Origin of the sequence: Hypericibacter sp., from assembly GCF_050729195.1 — a bacterium.
Lineage (GTDB): Bacteria > Pseudomonadota > Alphaproteobacteria > Dongiales > Dongiaceae > Hypericibacter.
The window spans coordinates 28,262-45,304 of record NZ_JBOHKS010000131.1; the positions used below are offsets into that span (position 1 = coordinate 28,262).

12 protein-coding genes and 1 tRNA gene are annotated in these 17,043 nt (G+C 65.4%); 9 read left to right on the top strand and 4 right to left on the bottom strand.

What is annotated here, in order from left to right:
- The first annotated feature begins 21 nt into the window (after nt 1-21).
- The 5 genes from ACREE8_RS10045 (at nt 22) to ACREE8_RS10065 (ending at nt 7,321) form a co-directional block, all read left to right on the top strand.
- Entirely contained in the window at nt 22-1,350 is a 1,329-nt protein-coding gene (locus ACREE8_RS10045) for an HlyD family type I secretion periplasmic adaptor subunit (protein ID WP_431572851.1), read from the top strand.
- A gap of 553 nt (nt 1,351-1,903) precedes the next feature.
- On the top strand, nt 1,904-3,238 hold the full coding sequence (locus ACREE8_RS10050) for a TolC family outer membrane protein (RefSeq protein WP_431572852.1): 1,335 nt from the start codon (nt 1,904-1,906) through the stop codon (nt 3,236-3,238).
- A 477-nt stretch (nt 3,239-3,715) separates the two neighbouring features.
- Nucleotides 3,716-5,035: an ATP-binding protein gene (locus ACREE8_RS10055; protein ID WP_431572853.1), complete on the top strand. Its 1,320-nt coding sequence runs from the start codon at nt 3,716-3,718 to the stop codon at nt 5,033-5,035.
- Nucleotides 5,036-5,298: 263 nt separating this feature from the next.
- The gene (locus ACREE8_RS10060; protein WP_431572854.1) at nt 5,299-6,081 is read left to right on the top strand and encodes a M48 family metalloprotease; all 783 of its coding nucleotides are present in this window, start codon (nt 5,299-5,301) and stop codon (nt 6,079-6,081) included.
- Nucleotides 6,082-6,277: 196 nt separating this feature from the next.
- Nucleotides 6,278-7,321 carry a glycosyltransferase family 2 protein gene (locus ACREE8_RS10065; protein ID WP_431572855.1) on the top strand — a complete coding sequence of 348 codons (1,044 nt, stop codon included), beginning with the start codon at nt 6,278-6,280 and terminating at the stop codon, nt 7,319-7,321.
- Here ACREE8_RS10065 and ACREE8_RS10070 read toward each other — a convergent pair.
- From ACREE8_RS10070 to ACREE8_RS10080, 3 genes are all read right to left on the bottom strand, one after another.
- The gene (locus tag ACREE8_RS10070; RefSeq protein WP_431572856.1) at nt 7,315-8,727 is read right to left on the bottom strand and encodes an O-antigen ligase family protein; all 1,413 of its coding nucleotides are present in this window, start codon (nt 8,725-8,727) and stop codon (nt 7,315-7,317) included. The genes ACREE8_RS10065 and ACREE8_RS10070 overlap by 7 nt on opposite strands.
- Nucleotides 8,724-9,827 carry a glycosyltransferase family 4 protein gene (locus ACREE8_RS10075; protein ID WP_431572857.1) on the bottom strand — a complete coding sequence of 368 codons (1,104 nt, stop codon included), beginning with the start codon at nt 9,825-9,827 and terminating at the stop codon, nt 8,724-8,726. The genes ACREE8_RS10070 and ACREE8_RS10075 overlap by 4 nt, the downstream gene beginning before the upstream one ends.
- A 60-nt stretch (nt 9,828-9,887) precedes the next feature.
- Nucleotides 9,888-9,961: transfer RNA gene (locus ACREE8_RS10080), tRNA-Cys, on the bottom strand.
- Nucleotides 9,962-10,190: 229 nt separating this feature from the next.
- Here ACREE8_RS10080 and ACREE8_RS10085 point away from each other — a divergent pair.
- From ACREE8_RS10085 to ACREE8_RS10095, 3 genes are all read left to right on the top strand, one after another.
- Nucleotides 10,191-10,841 (top strand): protein-L-isoaspartate O-methyltransferase family protein, encoded by a 651-nt coding sequence (locus ACREE8_RS10085; protein WP_431572858.1) that lies wholly within the window; start codon nt 10,191-10,193, stop codon nt 10,839-10,841.
- Nucleotides 10,842-11,035: 194 nt separating this feature from the next.
- Entirely contained in the window at nt 11,036-11,926 is an 891-nt protein-coding gene (locus ACREE8_RS10090; RefSeq protein WP_431572859.1) for a DUF2497 domain-containing protein, read from the top strand.
- A gap of 194 nt (nt 11,927-12,120) precedes the next feature.
- A complete protein-coding gene (locus ACREE8_RS10095) occupies nt 12,121-14,766 on the top strand; it encodes a valine--tRNA ligase (RefSeq protein ID WP_431572860.1) in 2,646 nt (881 codons plus the stop codon).
- A gap of 169 nt (nt 14,767-14,935) precedes the next feature.
- Here the strand turns inward: ACREE8_RS10095 and ACREE8_RS10100 are convergent, their stop codons facing one another.
- Complete coding sequence (locus tag ACREE8_RS10100) at nt 14,936-16,177, bottom strand: aminotransferase class V-fold PLP-dependent enzyme (RefSeq protein ID WP_431572861.1); 1,242 nt, start codon at nt 16,175-16,177, stop codon at nt 14,936-14,938.
- A 128-nt stretch (nt 16,178-16,305) separates the two neighbouring features.
- On the opposite strand from ACREE8_RS10100, the gene ACREE8_RS10105 reads away from it, so the two are divergent.
- Nucleotides 16,306-16,956, top strand: coding sequence for a hypothetical protein (locus ACREE8_RS10105; protein ID WP_431572862.1), 651 nt, complete (start codon nt 16,306-16,308; stop codon nt 16,954-16,956).
- Nucleotides 16,957-17,043: the final 87 nt, after the last annotated feature.

Below are 17,043 nucleotides of genomic sequence, written 5' to 3' on the forward strand. Positions count from 1 at the left end.
TTTTAGGGGATACCGACCGACATGACCTCCCTGCAGCATTATGACGATTGGATCGATCCGTCCGAGCTCGATCGCCGCGTCACGCGACGCTTCGCCCACATCCTCCTGGGCTTGGTCTTCGTCATCGTCATCTCGTTCCTGATCTGGGCCGACCAGGCGGTGCTCGACGAAGTGACCCGCGGCGAGGGGCGCGTCGTCCCGTCCGGCCAGACGCAGGTGATCCAGAACCTCGAAGGCGGCATCCTGGCCGAAGTTCTGACCAGCGAAGGTCAGATCGTCGAGAAGGGCCAGGTGCTGATGCGCATCGACAACACGGCCGCGGAATCGCGCCTGCGCGAGCTCAAGCAGCGCTATTTCAGCGGGCTGTCGACGGTCGCCCGCCTCGATGCCGAGATCGCGGGCGTCACCGATCCCGAAGCGGTCAAGTTTCCCGACGACCTGCTGCAGGGCGCGCCCGAAGTGGCTCGCGCCGAGCTGGCGCTCTTCAACATCCGCCAGCAGCAGCTCCAGTCGCAGCTTGCGATTCTCCAGGACCAGCTGTCCCAGCGGCAGCAGGAACTGGCCGAGCTGCGCGGCAAGGCCGACAATCTGCGCGGCTCCTTCGGGCTGGCGCAGAAGGAGCTCGACATCACCCGGCCGCTCGCGGATCAGGGCGTCGTCTCCAAGGTCGATCTGCTGCGGCTCGAGCGCCAGGTGAACGACCTCAAATCCGACATCAATGCCGCCGATCTCGCCCGGCCCCGCGCCGAGGCCGCGGTCGAAGAGGCGCGCAAGCGTCTGAACGAGCGCCTTGTGACTTTCAAGACCGATGCTTCGCAGGACATGACCAAGGCCAAGCTGGAACTGTCCGCCACCACCGAGGAGATGGGGGCCAACCAGGATCGCGTGACCCGTACCGAGGTGCGTTCTCCGGTCCATGGCACCATCAAGGAGATCAAGATCCGGACCATCGGGGGCGTCATCCAGCCGGGCCAGAACCTGGTCGAGGTGGTGCCGATCGAGGATACGCTGCTGGTCGAGGCGCAGATCCGCCCGTCCGACATCGCCTTCATCCGCCCGAAGCAGGCGGCGGTCGTCAAGGTGACGGCCTATGATTTCTCGACCTATGGCGGCCTCGATGCCGTGGTGGAGGAGATCAGCGCCGACACGATCCAGAACGAGAAAGGTGAGCATTTCTTCCGCATCCGGCTGCGTACCGATAAGAACTTCCTCGGCTCCACGGAAAAGCCTCTGCCGATCATTCCCGGCATGACGGCCTCGGTGGACATCCTCACCGGCCATAAGACGGTGCTGGAATATCTGCTGGCGCCCGTCATGCGCGCCCGCGACACGGCGTTGCGCGAACGCTAAGCCAAGAGGGGCGACAGGGCAGGGCCGTCACGGCTCTGCCGGCCCCGGCCGGGTGAAGCTCCGGCTATGCCATCCCGCTCCCTGGCAGGCCGTTGCTGCACTGCAGCGAACCGGCCGTCGCCCCCTGATTTTGGTATAATTTCCTAGTCCCTAGATCTGCCGCGACTGGCTTCGGGCGCCCTTTATATCGGGCCGCTCTCGGTCCGGGCGACCGCCCGCGCGATAGGACCGCCCGCGCGATAGGAAAGAATATTTCGGCGCCTTATTCTGAGCGCTGTTGCAAGGGAGGCACATCGACGTGACAGAGACCTGTCGGAAAAGTCTATTTTTGGTCATTCTAAAGGACATGCAGCAATTTCTTGCGTCGCTGTGGCCGTAAAAGGGCGTGCATTTGTAAATAGGTAATGCTAGTTATCGGGCAGTCCCGCCTTGACCGGCGGGGAGGGGGCTCGCTTCGCTTTCCGCGACGAGAGCCGTAGATCATGGGGGCTGGTGCGCCGGGTTCAACCGGTGAGTCCCCGACCATATGACCAGGTGTGGGGGCCTGAATCCAATGAAGCATCGCAAGTCTATTCTTCTCGCTGCCGTTGCGGCGACGGCAATGTTTGCCATGTCCGACAACGCCAGAGCGATCACGCTTGAAGAAGCGGCGGCGCTCGCGGTTTCGACGAACCCGCGCGTCGGTGTCGTGTCGAACGATCGCAAAGCGGTCGATCAGGAGCTGCGCCAGGGCGAAGCTCTTTACTATCCGCAGGTCGATGTCCGTTTGGACGGCGGCCCGGAATGGTCGAAGAACAACACGACGAACAACAGTGACGGCGGCAGCGCTCTCCGGACGCGTGCCGACGCGTCGGTCACTGTCAGTCAGCTGATTTTCGACGGCTTCTTCGCCGACAGCGAAGTCGCCCGTCAGCAGTCGCGCGTGCAGTCGGCGGCCAATCGTGTCAGCGAGACCTCGGAAGACGTTTCGCTGGATGCGGCCCGCTCTTACATCGAGGTCCTGCGCAACCGCGAGCGTCTCGCGATCGCCGAGGATAACGTTGCGATCCATCGCAGCACTCTCTCCGACGTGCAGCTCCGCGCTCAGTCGGGCGGCGGCAACATCGCCGACGTTCGCCAGGCGGAAGCCCGCCTTGCTTCGTCGGAAGCGGCTCTGACGCAGATTCGTGGGGATCTCGCGGATGCCGAATACGCGTTCATGAAGACAGTTGGCCAGGCACCCGATTCGCTGACGGTGCCGACGGTGCCGGCCGACATGCTGCCGCAGAGCCTGGAAGATGCGGTGGCGCAATCGATCGCCAACAGCCCGACCATCGGCTTCTCTCGTTCCGACGTGGAAGTCGCCGCTCATGACGTCGAGCAGCAGCAGGCCTCCTACTGGCCGGATGTGCGCCTCGAAGTTTCCGCCAACAACAACACCAACGCTGGCGGCACGACCCGCAGCGACCAGGATGCCTCGGCACTTCTGGTGGCTCGCTGGAACCTCTATCGCGGTGGTGCGGATACCGCTCGTGTCCACGAGTTCAAGCACCGCCTGACCGAAGCGACCGATCAGCTGCTGACGAATGAGCGGCAGGTCGCCGAGGACGCGAAGGTGGCCTGGAATGCCATCCAGACCGCCCGCTCGAACGTCGAAATCCTGCAGCGCAGCGTCGAGGCGTCGCGGAATACCCGTGACATCTATCGTCAGCAGTTCGACATCGGCCAGCGCGGCCTGCTCGATCTGTTGGACGCCGACAACGAGCTGTTCCTCAACCGTGACGCCTTGGTGACCGCGACCTACGCCGAGATGGTGGCCAGCTATCGCCTTCTCGCCACGATGGGCGTTCTGACCAAGGGCCTCAATGTCACGAAGCCGGAAACCTCGATCGTCCCGACCTACAACTGAGACGTCGAATCGTCTGCGCCAACGGGCCCGCCTGCGTTCAAGCAGGCGGGCCCAGGCCAGGAACCGGCCCGGTACCCCCACTCACGCCAGCGGCCGGCATACACTGATCCCCCGGATCCCCCGATCCGGGGGATTTTCCTTTTTGGGCTCCTTTTGATGCCGGTTCCGGCGCTCGTCTTTCCCCGGACGGTCTAGGGGGAGGCCTTCAGCCCTGCTCCAAACGATTAACCCTGTTGGATTTTAGGGGTTTGGAAGCGAATAGGCGGAATGATCGAGGAGACGCCGTCCGTTCGCCGCCCGGTCCCTCACAGCCCGCGCCGCAAGATGGATTTCGGCGCCGGAATAGGAGCGCTGGGGAAGGGCGTTCGCGGGCCAATGAACGGCGTACTTTCAGGTCTCTATGACGTCGTTTTGCATGCCTCGATCATGGGCCTCTTCTGCCTATGGATCGGATGGCAGCGATCTATCGTCGATGCCATGTCGATCGTCCGCCGCTCGGCGATCTGGGGCGGGACCTTTGCCGTCATGGCGATGCTCTCGATGCTTCAGCCGACGGAGCCCTATCCCGGGCTTCATGTCGACGTTCGGGCGGCCATGATCGCGCTCAGCGTGCTCTTTGGCGGCCCCTTGGCCGGCCTGCTGACCGCCGCCGTGGCTCTGGTGACGCGGGCCGCGGTTGGCGGTCCGGTGATGATGGCCGGCCTCGCTTCCATCACCCTGTCCTATCTCGTGGCGACCGCCTTGATCGCGTTGCTGCGCCGCGAAGATGGGCAGCCGGGCCCGTTGCGCCTCTTGATCCTGGGCGCCCTCGTCGGGTCCGTCGGCCCCTTGGCGGCCTTCCTGACCGAAAGCGGGCCGCGGGCGCTGGAACTCATGATGGCGGGCGGGTTGCACCAGGTGATCGCGATCGCGATCACGATGCCTTTGTTCGCCGCGATCATCCTCGAGACCGACCGGTCACGCCGCTCCCAGGAATCCTTGCGCACGCATGAAAGCGAATTGCGCGCGACCAATGCGAAGCTGTCGGAGCTGGCGGCACAGCTCGAGCGGCGCAACGGCGAATATATGGCGGCACTGGATCGGGCGGAGGCCTTCGGGCGCGCCAAATCGCAGTTCATGGCCAATATCAGCCACGAGTTCCGCACCCCGTTGAACGCCGTCATCGGTTTCTCCGATCTGCTGCTGATGCAGGCGGCGTCCGAGCCCGAGGCGAACAAGGAATATGTGCAGTTGATCCGGGCCTCGGGTGAAAGGCTGCTGGAGATCGTCAATGACGTCCTGACCGCGGTACGCATCGACGGCACCGGCTTCGAGGCCGAGCTGCGCGAATTCCCCCTGGCGAGGGTCATGCGCGAGGTGATCGGCTTCATGGAGCCGGTTGTCAGCGAGAAGCGCCAGCGGATCGAAAGCGATATCGACAATGGCTTGCTTGCTTATGGGGATGCCAAGCTGCTGCGTCAGGCTTTGATCCATGTCATGGGCAACGCGTCGAAGTTCGGGCCGCGCGACGGCTTGATCGAGGTTCGAGCCCGCCAGCCCGATCGGGGCGGCATCGAGCTGGCGATCCTGGACCAGGGGCCGGGGATTGAAGGCGAAGCGATCGAAGCGGCATTCCGGCCCTTCTGGCAGCGGGACGGATCGGACACCCGGGAGCATGGCGGGCTCGGGCTGGGCCTGACGATCGCCCGGCATTTCGTCGAGCTGCAGGGCGGCAAGATCGAGATTTCGTGCCGTCCCGGCGGCGGAACTTGCGTGCGGATCCTGCTGCGGCGGGGCACAGCCGCGCTCGCGGCCTGATTATTTCTGAAAATAATACACTCATAAGTAGCAGTTAACTCGCTCTTTCCTCCGGATTTCCCATTCCGACAGGGCGGCCCTTGACGGGATATCCCGCAAAAGTAGTAAACTGACGCTGTGTGTGAGTGTCGCATGACGCAAGGAGCCGCGCCCGACAGGGGCGGTTCCAGCCCGACAGAAACCAACGGCTGAAGAACAGCACTGTCGGCTTTGGGTAGATTTCCGCCTTGCGTCATGGGGCTTCTCGCGGGGGAGACGACGCCATGAAGATGGCTCCGATTGCCGCGCTGCTGTTGCTGATCACCTTGACCGGTTGCGCGGGCGCGCAGTTCAGGCTGCCCGCCATCAGCGACGCCGACGTCAATCGCGCGAGCCTGGCCGTGGCCGGCGAACCTTCAAATCTTCCCAGACATTACCGAACCGCCGCGGAAAACCGAGAGATCGTCAATCGGGTCGCGGCCCGGCTCGAAGCTGCGGCGCCCGGCCTCTGCGCCTACGCGCATGCGCCCCGTTGCACCTTCAACGTGGTCTATGTCGCCGACGATACCGTGAACGCCCAGACGGACGGCAGTCGGATCGAGATCTATCGCGGCCTCATGGAATATCTCGACACCGAGGACGAGGTGGCTGCGGTCGTCGGCCATGAGATGGGTCACGAGATCGCCCAACATGTCGAGGAGAAGCAGCAGAACGCCGCGATCGGTGCGGTTCTTGCCGGCATCTTGATGGGGGGCGCCATGGTCGCGACCGGTTATCAGGATCCGGACGCGCTGAACAACTCCGTCGGATTGGGCGCATCGGTGGGCGCTCTGTCCTACTCGAAGGAAGAGGAGCGCGAGGCGGATCTGCTCTCCTGCTATCTGTTGGCTCGCGCGAATTACGACCTGCAGAAGGCCGGCAGGGTCTGGGTCGTCCTGTCGAAGATGAGCACGGAAACCCATGCCTCGATGTTCGACGACCATCCGGCGGGGCCGGAGCGCGTTGCGGCCTGGGACAAGGCGATCGCCGAAGTCGAAGCGAGCCCGAACAAGCTGCCTCAGGAATAGAGCCCACTCGGGGCTGGCCTTTTGAATTTGCCGCTCCGGCGGGTCTGCCCTAGGTTCGTCCCCGAACGGGTGCAGACGGGAGCCGGTGCGATGGCCTTGACCGCCGAACAACGAGGCCAGGATGGTCGCGGGTGGGCGAACTTGATCCTCCGAACCGGCTGCACGCACGGAGTTCCGTGCCGAGCGGACGGCGGACATGACAGTCGCTGACATCCAGGCGATCGATTACGGGACTGACGCCGGCGCGGACCATGCCGCCGAGCTCGTCCTGGTCGCGATCACCACGCGACAACGACCGCGCATGCTGGCCCATTGCCTCGCGGTCTGTCTTGCTGCCGAAAGGCCGCCGGCAAGCGCGGTGATGTTTCTCGTGGTCGACAACGATCCGGCCGAGAGCGGCCGGAGCGTCGTCGCTGAGGCAGCCGCCGCAAGCGGCATTCGGATCGACTATGTCATGGAGCCGCAGCCCGGGATTCCGGCGGTGAGAAACCGCGCCCTCGACGCCGCGGCCGCCCTGCAAGCGAGATGGCTTGCCTTCATCGACGATGATTCGTTTCCGGAGCCGGGATGGCTGGTGGCCTTGGTCGGGGCCGCACGACGGGAAGGGGCGCAGCTCACCGGCGGCCCCATCCTGTTCGGCCCGCCGCAGGAGCCGATCGGTATCTGGCGCCGCTTCCTCTGTCGCGGCCTGGTCGCGAGCTCGCGCCGTCGCCAGCAGTGGCGCCTCCGCTTCGCTCGCGGCAACGCCGACAGCACCATCATCACCACGGCCAACTGGTGCGCCGATCTTCCCTGGCTGATAGCGCAGGGCCTGCGCTTCGACAGCCGGTTCGCGCGCTCGGGCGGCTCCGATACCGCCATGGACCGAGCGATCCGCAGCAAGGGCGCCAAGGTGGTCTATGAGCCGGCGTCGGTGGTGACCGAGATCCTTCCGGCGGAACGCCTGACGCTGCGCTATCAGTTTCTGCGTCGCATGCATTCCGGGATGGTGCGCAGCTATCAGCGGCGGAGCGCGGGCCGCTTCGGTCAGGCCTTGAGCCGCGCGATCATCGGGGGCGCGGCTTCCCTGATCGGTGCCGGAGTCCTTTTCCCAATAGGGGCGCTGGCGACGGTGGCGAGCCCGACGGCCGGCGCTCAGCTTGTCATCGGCGCAACCCGCATGGCCGGACGCGGTATCGGCTTCGTCCGCGGCGTGCTCGGCGAGCTGCCGCAGCAATATCGCAAGGTTCAGGGCTACTGAGGCCGAGTGGCGGAGCCGGCGATCCGCTCGATGGCCTGACCGATGCTTCCGCGACCGAGCATCAGCGCGAAGAGCAGGACGAGCCCCTGCGTGATGATCTCCATCCGGTTGGCGCTTTCCGCGATGGCGACGATGCCGACATAGGCCAGGCTGCCGGCGGCAAGGGCTGCCAGCAGGACGCCGACGTCAGGGTCGAGCGCTGGCGCCGTCCGTCGCCGGCAGGCGAGGGCGACCGCTGCCAGATGACCGGCGATCAAGCCCGTGCCCACGATTCCGACCGCGACCAGGAACTCGAGATAGGCGTCGTGAAACTGCGTCTTTCCCTGCAGCGCTGTCACGCCGACATGTTCCTTCACCAGCGGCCCCACATCGGTTCCCCATCCGAACAGCGGCTTCATCGCGATCAGCTCGCGGGCGGTGACGAAGAGGGGGAGCCGGGGATCGTAAGCCTGGAAGTCGATCGAGGATCGGTCGAGCCTGCCGGTCACGATTCCGGCGAGCAATTCGGCATTCGCCGTCACGCCGCCATTGTCGGAAAGACGGGACGCGATCTGGCTCGAGAAGGCGGCGAGCCCGACGGCGGCCAGGACGGCGACCGCCGCCGCGGCGCCCCACAAGACGGAACGTCGCGCGCCGCCGCGGCGAAGCGACCCGACGAAGAGCGTCACCAGCCAGACCAGGCCCGCGACAGTCGCGGCGATCCAGTTCGTCCGGCTCTTCATTTCGATCAGCGCCAGGAAATCCAGGGCGCAGACGAGCGCGAGGAGGCCGCCGACGACGAGCCGCACCGGTGGCGGCCAGCGCCGGGTCGCGACCGCAAGGACCAGGAGCGATCCGCTGGCCAGCAGCGTCAGTCCGGCTTCGATCGACAGATAGTTCCGATTGCCGCCGCCGGCACCCCACTCATACTCCCCGAACAACGACAGACCGGCCGCCCAATCGGCATTCCAGAACAGCCTTGCGGATGAGCCCGCGATGAAGATGGCGGCAGCCAGCAGGCAGAGTCGTTCGAAGCTCATCATGGGGAAGCGCAAGGCAATCGCCACATGGACCGCGACGAAGGGCGCAAAGGCGACGAAGGCGAAATTATCGATGGCCCGGATATGCCGGCCCGGGATTCCCTCCAGCTCGGCCCGGACCGCCATCGCCAGCAGATAGAGGATGATGAAAAGGGAGAAGATCAGGATGGGCCTGCTGCGCAGCTCCTGGCGGAGAGCGACGATCGGCAGGGCCGATATCGCGAGAATCCCCAGCAGCACATTTCCCGGGCTGTTCCCGACGGCAAGGCACCCGGCATAGAGCAGAACGAGTGTGAGCGAGGTCGGCGCCAGGCGTTCGATGGCCTTCGCATCGAGCACCGTCAGTGACCGGAGAAAACTGATGGCGCGCGGCTCCGCGGCGTTCATCGGCCGCCACCCTGCCAGAGCTTCTCATAGACCTTGGAGATTCCCTCCGCCTCGGTCTCGACCCGGAACAGCGCGGTCGCTCTCTGCCGCCCGGCAACGCCCATGGATTGCATCCGCTCCGGCTGCGTCATCACCTCTTCCAACGACGCGGTCAGTTCGTCGAGATTCCCGGGCTGGGCCAGGAAGCCGTTCTGGCCTTCCTCGATCATCGCCTCGTAATTGCCAGTGCGCGTGGCGACGACCGTGGCGCCCGATGCCATCGCTTCCAGGATCGTCACGCCGAAGGGCTCGTACCGTGCCGCGGCCACGACGATCGACAGCCGGCGATACCACGCTGCAACCTCGGCCCATTCGATCTCGCCGAGAAAGCGGATGCGCGCCGAAAGGTTGGCCGCCGCAATGCGCTTGACGAGATTGGCCTGAAAGGGCCGGTCCCTGATCTTGCAGGGTCCGACGATGACGGCGGTGAAGTCCGGGTGGTGGGGAAGCAGCCGCAGCATCGCCTCGACGAAGAGGTCGGTCCCTTTCCCGCGGCGGACGCGCCCGAAGATGCCAATGCCATAGCGGCCGGGTAATTGGGCCTGGGCCCATTCCTGTCCACGATCTGTCGGCGGACGAAAATATTCGGTGTCGACGCCGTGGGGCACGATCCCGGCCACGTTGGGTCTCAGACTCGCCGCACGCTTCGAGGTCGCGATGACCGCGTCCGCCCGGGCGATCAGAAAACGCGGCCAGAAGGAGTGCACATGGAGCGCAACCGAGGTGAAGACGATCCGGATCGGCAGGCGGAGCAGGTCACGCGCCAGCCAAGCCACCTGCAGCTCCACATTCCGCCGCACATGCCAGATGCGGAAAGGCCGCCCCGCCGGCGGACGGCGCGAGATGGCGAGGGCCGCGGCCAGGGAATGGGCTGATGGACCGTCGGGCAGGGAACGTCCCACCAGCCAGAGCCGGTGACGGACATCCTGCCGTGGAAGCAGGGCCCCGATCGTGGTCGACACGCCGGTATAGTTGCGATGGAGATTGGCGACGATCAGCTCGGGATCGGTCACCTCGGTCCAGGCGCGAGCAGGCCCCGGATTCGCCGCTTCAGGTGACAAGGCCGACCCCCATGCGCCCAGCCACCCCTTCCAGACCGCCGACGGCTCAAGTCTTGTATTTGGAGGCCCGGACCGGAATCGAACCGATGTACGAGGATTTGCAGTCCTCTGCATAGCCACTCTGCCACCGGGCCGGAGGGCGTCCGGAGGCGCTCCCGAAGAGGGCGGCCACCGGCGGAGCGCGATGTATAAGCGGGGGGCTGGGACAGGGTCAAGGCGCGGGATCGGCCTTTGCGGTCAAGGGCTTTCCAGGCGATTGTGCAAGGGCGGGCCGCCATTGTATATCCGCTGGGCCTCGAGCCTGCGGGGGACCTGCCCGGAAAGGGTCCGGCGTGGCGCTTTGAAGGCCAGGAGAGGGATTTCATGGATTACTCGGCCCTGCGTCGTCGCATGGTGGAAAGCCAGCTGCGCACCAACAAGATCACCGACGATGCCGTGCTCGATGCGATGGGCGAGGTGCCGCGTGAGCTGTTCGTGCCGCGGGCCCTGAAGAGCGTCGCCTATCTCGACGAAGACCTGCAGATCGCGCCCGGCCGTTATCTGATGGAGCCCATGGTGCTGGGCCGCCTGCTCCATCTCGCGGAGGTGAAGGCGAGCGACCAGGCCCTGGTGATCGGTTGCGGCAATGGTTATTCGGCCGCCGTCCTGGCCCGCTTCGCCAACAGCGTCGTCGCGGTCGAGAGCGATGCGGCGCTGGCGCAGAGGGCCCAGGAGCTTCTGGCCGAGCTTGGCGCCACCAATGTCAGCCTGGTCCGCGGGCCCCTGACGGCCGGACATCCGGCGAAGGCGCCCTATGACGTCATCCTGATCGACGGAGCAGTCCAGGAGATCCCCGATCCCATCGCCGCGCAGCTCTCCGTCGGAGGGCGCCTCGTGGCGGTGCTGCAGGCCGACGGCCCTGGCCGCGCCATCCTGGCGACGCGAGCCGAGGCGGGGCTCTCGCAGCGGGTGGTTTTCGACTGCTCCGTGCCGCCCCTGCCGGGCTTCGCCAAAGCCCCCAGCTTCGTGTTCTGACCGGCGGCTTCGAGGCTCTCGGGCCTGTCGACTCGGGGAGTCAGCCGCGAACCCCTCACAGGCAGCCGCTATCCTGTTGAAGGGGAGCGCCGATCCCACTTTGCCTGGGCTCCGGCACGTTTTATGGTAAATTAACTGTTTACGGTCGAAGACTTGACGGTCCCGTGCAATCACGCGCGGTAAGGAGCCAAACCATGAGCCAGGCGCGCGGCGCGCAAGAACCAACGATGGAGGAGATCCTCTCCTCGATCCGCCGCATCATCTCGGAAGATGGGAAGCGCGGCCCGGAAGGAGCGCCTGAAACGCCCGAGGCACCAGCGCCTGCCGCCGAGGCGCCGCAAGCGCCCCCGGTGACATTGCACGCGGTCTCGCCCGCGGCCGAGCCGCCCGCCGATGCCGATGATGTCCTGGAACTGACCGAAGTCGCCCCCGAGGAGCCGGCCGACCCCGAACCGCTGGAGCTGGTCGAGGAGGTCGCCGCGCCGACCTTGCCAGAGCCCGAGCCGGCCCCGGCAGCCGCAGCGTCGCCCGCAGCCCTCGAGCCGGTGCCTGAGCCGCCCTCGATTCCGGCCGCAGCACCGGTCCCACCCTCGGCACCGGTTCCGCCACCCATGCGCGCCGCCTTGGCGCCGGTAGCCGAGCCGGAACTCGAACCCGAGCCCCTGCCGCAGACTGAACCCGAACCCGCGCCGGAGCCCGAATCCGAGGCCCAAATCGAGATCCAGGCCGAACCAGAACCGGAGCCTGAGCCCGACGTGCAAAACAATCTCGAACCGCTCGAAATTTCCGTGGCGCCGCCGGCGGCAGCGCCCCGACCCCAGCCTTCGATGACGGGCGGCAGCCGCCTGATGTCGGAGGCCACCGAGATCGCCTCGTCGGCGGCTCTGTCGGTCCTGGCCCAGGTGGTCCAGCCCGGACGCGGCTTTACCGAGGAAGGCCGGCGCATGGTCGATCAGATCATGCGCGACCGGCTCGAGGTCCATCTGCGCGATTGGATGGATGCGAACCTGCCGGGTCTGGTCGAGCGGATCGTCCGGGAAGAGATCACGGGGCTGGTCGAGCGCTCTCTCGGCCGTCGCAGCTAGCGCCGATCCTGGCGGGCCTCAGGGCTCGGCCTGGACTATCCCGTTAACCCAGTTGCCGGTCTGGCGCGGATGCCGTCCGCGTCGCCGCGAGGGGTTGCGTCCGACCCCTTGCCAAGGCTAATCCCCTGCGTTCGTTCCCAATCTGCACGCCCGCGACCGGCACACCCCTGAGCCTTAAGGAAAGCGCCCCGACGATGCTCGAGAAGACCTTCAATCCCGCCGAGGTCGAGGCCAAGCATTACGCCAGATGGGAAGCCGAAGGCGCCTTCGCCGCGGACACGAATTCGAACGCGAAGCCCTACACCATCATGATGCCGCCGCCGAACGTGACCGGCAGCCTGCATATGGGCCACGCGCTGACCTTCACCCTGCAGGATGTGCTGATCCGCTATGAGCGGATGCGCGGGCGCGACGCGCTCTGGCAGCCGGGCACCGACCATGCCGGCATCGCCACCCAGATGGTGGTCGAGCGCCAGCTCGAGGCGCAAGGGCTCCATCGCAGCGATCTCGGCCGCGAGGAATTCATCAAGCGGGTCTGGGAGTGGAAGACGGAATCCGGCGGCACCATCACCCGCCAGCTGCGCCGCTTGGGCGCCTCGCCCGATTGGGCGAAAGAACGCTTCACCATGGACGAGGGCCTCAACCGCGCGGTGCGGAAGGTGTTCGTCGAGCTCTACCGCCAGGGGCTGATGTATCGCGACAAGCGGCTGGTCAATTGGGACACAAAGTTCCATACCGCGATCTCGGACCTCGAGGTCGAGCAGCGCGAGGTCAAAGGCCATCTCTGGCATTTCAAATATCCGATCGAGGGCGAAGGGGGCCGCTTCATCGTGGTCGCCACCACGCGTCCCGAGACCATGCTGGGCGACAGCGGCATTGCCGTGCATCCGGACGATCCGCGCTACCGGGATCTGGTAGGCAAGCATGCGATCCTGCCGATCGTCGGCCGCAAGCTGCGGATCGTGGCGGACGAATATGCCGATCCGGAGACGGGCAGCGGCGCCGTCAAGATCACGCCGGCCCACGATTTCAACGATTACGAGGTGGGTCGCCGGCACGATCTCGAGCGCATCAACATCTTCGATGCCGACGCCCATCTGAACGAGAACGTCCCGGAACCCTATCGCGGCCTCGATCGCTATGAGGCGCGCAAGAAGGTTGTCGCCGCGCTCGAAGCGCTGGGACTGCTCGAGAAGATCGAAGACCGGGTGATGACGATCCCCTATGGCGACCGCTCCGGCGTCGTCATCGAGCCCTGGCTCACCGACCAGTGGTATGTCGACGCCGCCACCCTGGCGAAGCCCGCAATCGCGGCGGTCGAGCAGGGCCGTACCAAATTCGTGCCCGAGCAATGGACCAAGACCTATTACGAATGGATGCGCAACATCCAACCCTGGTGCGTCTCGCGCCAGATCTGGTGGGGCCATCAGATCCCGGCCTGGTACGGACCCGACGGCAAGGTGTTCGTCGCCGAGGAAGAGGCGACCGCGAAGGCCGAGGCGAGGGCGCTCTACGGCAAGGATGTTCCGCTCAAGCGCGACGAAGATGTGCTCGATACCTGGTTCTCGTCGGGCCTCTGGCCGTTCTCGACCCTCGGCTGGCCGGACCAGACAGCGGAGCTCAAGCGCTACTATCCCGGCGATGTGCTGGTGACCGGCTTCGACATCATCTTCTTCTGGGTCGCCCGGATGATGATGCTGGGCCTGCATTTCATGAAAGATGTGCCGTTCCGCACCGTCTATATCCACGCGCTGGTACGCGATCAGCACGGCCAGAAGATGTCGAAGGCCAAGGGCAATATCGTCGACCCTTTGGAGTTGATCGACAAATATGGCTGCGATGCGCTGCGCTTCACGCTGTCGGCGCTGGCGGCCCCGGGCCGCGACGTCAAGCTCGCGGAATCGCGCGTCGAGGGCTATCGCAATTTTGCGACCAAGCTCTGGAACGCCACGCGATTCTGCCAGATGAACGGTGCCCAGCTCGATCTCGCCTTCCGGCCGGGTGCCGCGAAGCAGAAGGTCAATCGCTGGATCCTCGGCCGGCTGGCCCTGGCGAAACAGGAATTCGAGACGGCGATCGCGGGCTACCGCTTCAACGACGCAGCGAACAGTCTCTATCAATTCACCTGGGGCCAGTTCTGCGACTGGTATCTCGAATTCGCCAAGCCGATCTTCGGCGGCAGCGACGAGGTGGCGACGGCCGAAACGCGCGCGACCGCGGCCTGGGTGCTGGGCCAGGTCTGCCATCTGCTGCATCCGATCATGCCCTTCATCACCGAGGAGATCTGGGGACAGCTCGGCGGCAACGGCGAGCTGATCCGCGCCAACTGGCCGGACTATCCCGCCGACATGGGCGATCCCGAAGCGATGGCCGAGCTGGACTGGGTGGTCCGCCTGATCTCGGAGATCCGCACGGTGCGCGCCGAGATGAATCTGGCGCCGTCTGCGCAACCGCCGATGCTGGTACAGGGTGCGGGCGCTGCGGCGCAGAAGCGCCTCGCCACCTATGGCGACCTGATCCGGCGTCTTGCACGCGTGAGTCAGATCGATCCCTTGGTCGGAACGCCGCCCAAGGGCGCCGTGCAGATTCCTCTCGACGAGGCGGTCTTCGTCCTGCCGGTGGCCGATCTCATCGACGTCGCCAAGGAGAAGGCGCGCCTGGCGAAGGAGCTGGGCAAGGTGGAAGGTGAGATCGCGAAGATCGAGAAGAAGCTCGGCAATGCCGATTTTGTCGCCAAGGCCCCGCCCGAGGTCATCGAGGAGCAGCATGAGCGGCTCGCGGATTCAAAACAGTCGCAACGCCAGCTCAAAAGCGCACTGGAGCGGCTGCTGGGGCTGTGATTTAGGCTTTCCTCTCCGCCCGCGTAGCGGGGGAGAGGGTAGGGTGAGGTGGACCTTTCTTGCGAGCACACCCTCACCCAGCTCCGAGTAAGTCTCCGCTTCGCTCCGACTAGCTCTTCGCATCTCTCTCCCTCACGTCCGTGAGGGAGAGGAAAGAGGAGCTACATTCTCACCCCTTCGCGATCACCTGATCCAGCGCCTTCAGCGCGCGGTCGAGTTCCTCCGCGCCGTTGTAGTGGGCGAGGCCGATGCGCACGACGCCTTCCTGGGGCACCGTGCCGAGCGCCTCGATGCAGCGCTTGGCATAGAAATCGCCATAGCCGATCGCGATCTTCTGGGCGTTGAGGGCTTCCGCGATGGCGCGCGAGTTCATGCCCTGAACAGTAAACGAGATCGTCGGCGCGCGCCGGCCGGTCGCGCGGGTCTGGCCGATGATCCGCACCTTCTTCCGCTCGCGCAGGAAATCGAGCGTCTGGTTCGCGAGCGTTTCCTCATGTGCGCCGATCATCTCGAACACGCGCTTGGCGCGGCTGAGGAGGCTGTTCTCCGGCGCCTTGAAATGGTGGGCATAGAGCCCGTCGATGTAATCGGCGATACCCACGAGCCCGGCCGTGAACTCGTGGTTGGTGCCGCCCGGCAGCAGCTTCAGCGGGATATCGTTCTCTTCGATGAAGAAATGCTGTTGGCTGCGCGCCTTGAGCAGATGCTCACGCTTGCCATAGAGCAGGCCCTGATGCGGCCCGAACACCTTGTAGAGGCTGAAGGCGTAGAAATCGACATCGAGCGCCTTGACGTCGATATGGCGGTGCGGCGCGCAGGCCACGCCGTCGACCATGACCAGCGCGCCCGCCTGATGGATGCGCCTGGCGAGGCGCTGCACGTCATGGATCGTGGCGACGATGTTGGAGCAATGGGTGAAGCAGACGAGGCGCGTGCGCGGCCCCAGCAGCCGTTCCAGTGCCGCCTCGTCGAGTTCGCCGGTGACGGGGTCGATCTGCCATTCGCGGATCACGACGCCGTCATCGGCGAGGCGCCGCCAGGCGCCGATATTGGCCTCATGATCCTGGTTGGTGACGATGACCTCGTCGCCGGGCTTGAACCAGCTCCGGATCGACTGCATCAGGAGATAGACATTGAGCGAGGTGGAGGGGCCGATCGACACTTCCTCCGGCTCGGCATTGATCATCTCCGCCATGAGGCGCCGCCCGGCCGCGATGCGGGCCGCCGCATCCGCCGACGGACCGAAATCCCAGCTCGGCTGGATCTGGACCTCGCGCATATAGCTGGTGACGCGGTCGATCACGCTTTGTGGCACATAGGAGCCGCCGGCGTTCTCCAGCATGATCCAGCCATTGGCGAGCGGCGGAAACTGCCGCCGCACGAAATCGAGGTCGAGGGAAGGCGGGTTCATGACAGGAAACTCATGGAGGAGAAAAGGGCGGGCGAGGCTAACGGGCCGGTTCGGGTAGGGTCAAGGGCAGCGGCCTCACTCTTTCGGCGGAGCTTTACGCGATCAAAGGCCGGCCCGATGATGGAACCATGCGGGGGCTGATCGGACTTTCGCTGCTCTGCCTGATCCTGGCGCCCTTCGCGCAAGCCGGGGCGGCCTCCTTTACCGTCGAAGGGCTGACCTTCAGCGACGAGCTGGGCGGGTTCCGGCTCATTGCGGTAACCGGCACCGGGCATCTCGACGATCCCTTTGTCGTGGTGGAGGAGCTCGGCGGCCAGGGTCCGGCGATCCTTCAGATCACCGGCCTCAGATCCACCTTCGGCAATCGCTGCAATACCCAGCATCTGACCGGCTTCGCCATGACCAAGATCGTCCGGAATCTGAGCAACCAGCCTTGGCATGATTTCCGGATGGAGCTGCGCGAGACCGAAGAGCGTTCCAGCCCCTATGGCGACGGGCTGTCCTTCGGCCAGGGAGCGACGGGCCGAACGGTGGCATCCAGCAGCTTCGGTCAGATCCGCGTCATCGACGAACCTTATGACGGCCTCACCTTCGAGGATGGGAACGTGCCGCCGGGCACCTCGGCGGATTTCCATTTCCTGATCACCGACGAGACGCCGGCCCGGCGCATCCTGCTGGTCCAGGACCTGTCGCCACCCTCGGCCTCCCTGCCGTCAACGCCAAAGACCTCGCCCTGGCCCCACCCGATGCTGGCGCAGCGGCCCGAAACCGCGCCGTGACCCGTTCGGGACGCAGGGCAGGCTTGCGGGCTTTAGGGGCTGGCGAGCCTCCGGATGCGCCGGTAAGGTGACGCCCGCAAGTCCTTG

Coding starts and splice junctions, on each gene's coding strand:
- ACREE8_RS10045 (WP_431572851.1), top strand. CDS start 22: ATGACCTCCCTGCAGCATTATGACGATTGGATCGATCCGTCCGAGCTC.
- ACREE8_RS10050 (WP_431572852.1), top strand. CDS start 1,904: ATGAAGCATCGCAAGTCTATTCTTCTCGCTGCCGTTGCGGCGACGGCA.
- ACREE8_RS10055 (WP_431572853.1), top strand. CDS start 3,716: ATGTCGATCGTCCGCCGCTCGGCGATCTGGGGCGGGACCTTTGCCGTC.
- ACREE8_RS10060 (WP_431572854.1), top strand. CDS start 5,299: ATGAAGATGGCTCCGATTGCCGCGCTGCTGTTGCTGATCACCTTGACC.
- ACREE8_RS10065 (WP_431572855.1), top strand. CDS start 6,278: ATGACAGTCGCTGACATCCAGGCGATCGATTACGGGACTGACGCCGGC.
- ACREE8_RS10070 (WP_431572856.1), bottom strand. CDS start 8,727: ATGAACGCCGCGGAGCCGCGCGCCATCAGTTTTCTCCGGTCACTGACG.
- ACREE8_RS10085 (WP_431572858.1), top strand. CDS start 10,191: ATGGATTACTCGGCCCTGCGTCGTCGCATGGTGGAAAGCCAGCTGCGC.
- ACREE8_RS10090 (WP_431572859.1), top strand. CDS start 11,036: ATGAGCCAGGCGCGCGGCGCGCAAGAACCAACGATGGAGGAGATCCTC.
- ACREE8_RS10095 (WP_431572860.1), top strand. CDS start 12,121: ATGCTCGAGAAGACCTTCAATCCCGCCGAGGTCGAGGCCAAGCATTAC.
- ACREE8_RS10100 (WP_431572861.1), bottom strand. CDS start 16,177: ATGAACCCGCCTTCCCTCGACCTCGATTTCGTGCGGCGGCAGTTTCCG.
- ACREE8_RS10105 (WP_431572862.1), top strand. CDS start 16,306: ATGCGGGGGCTGATCGGACTTTCGCTGCTCTGCCTGATCCTGGCGCCC.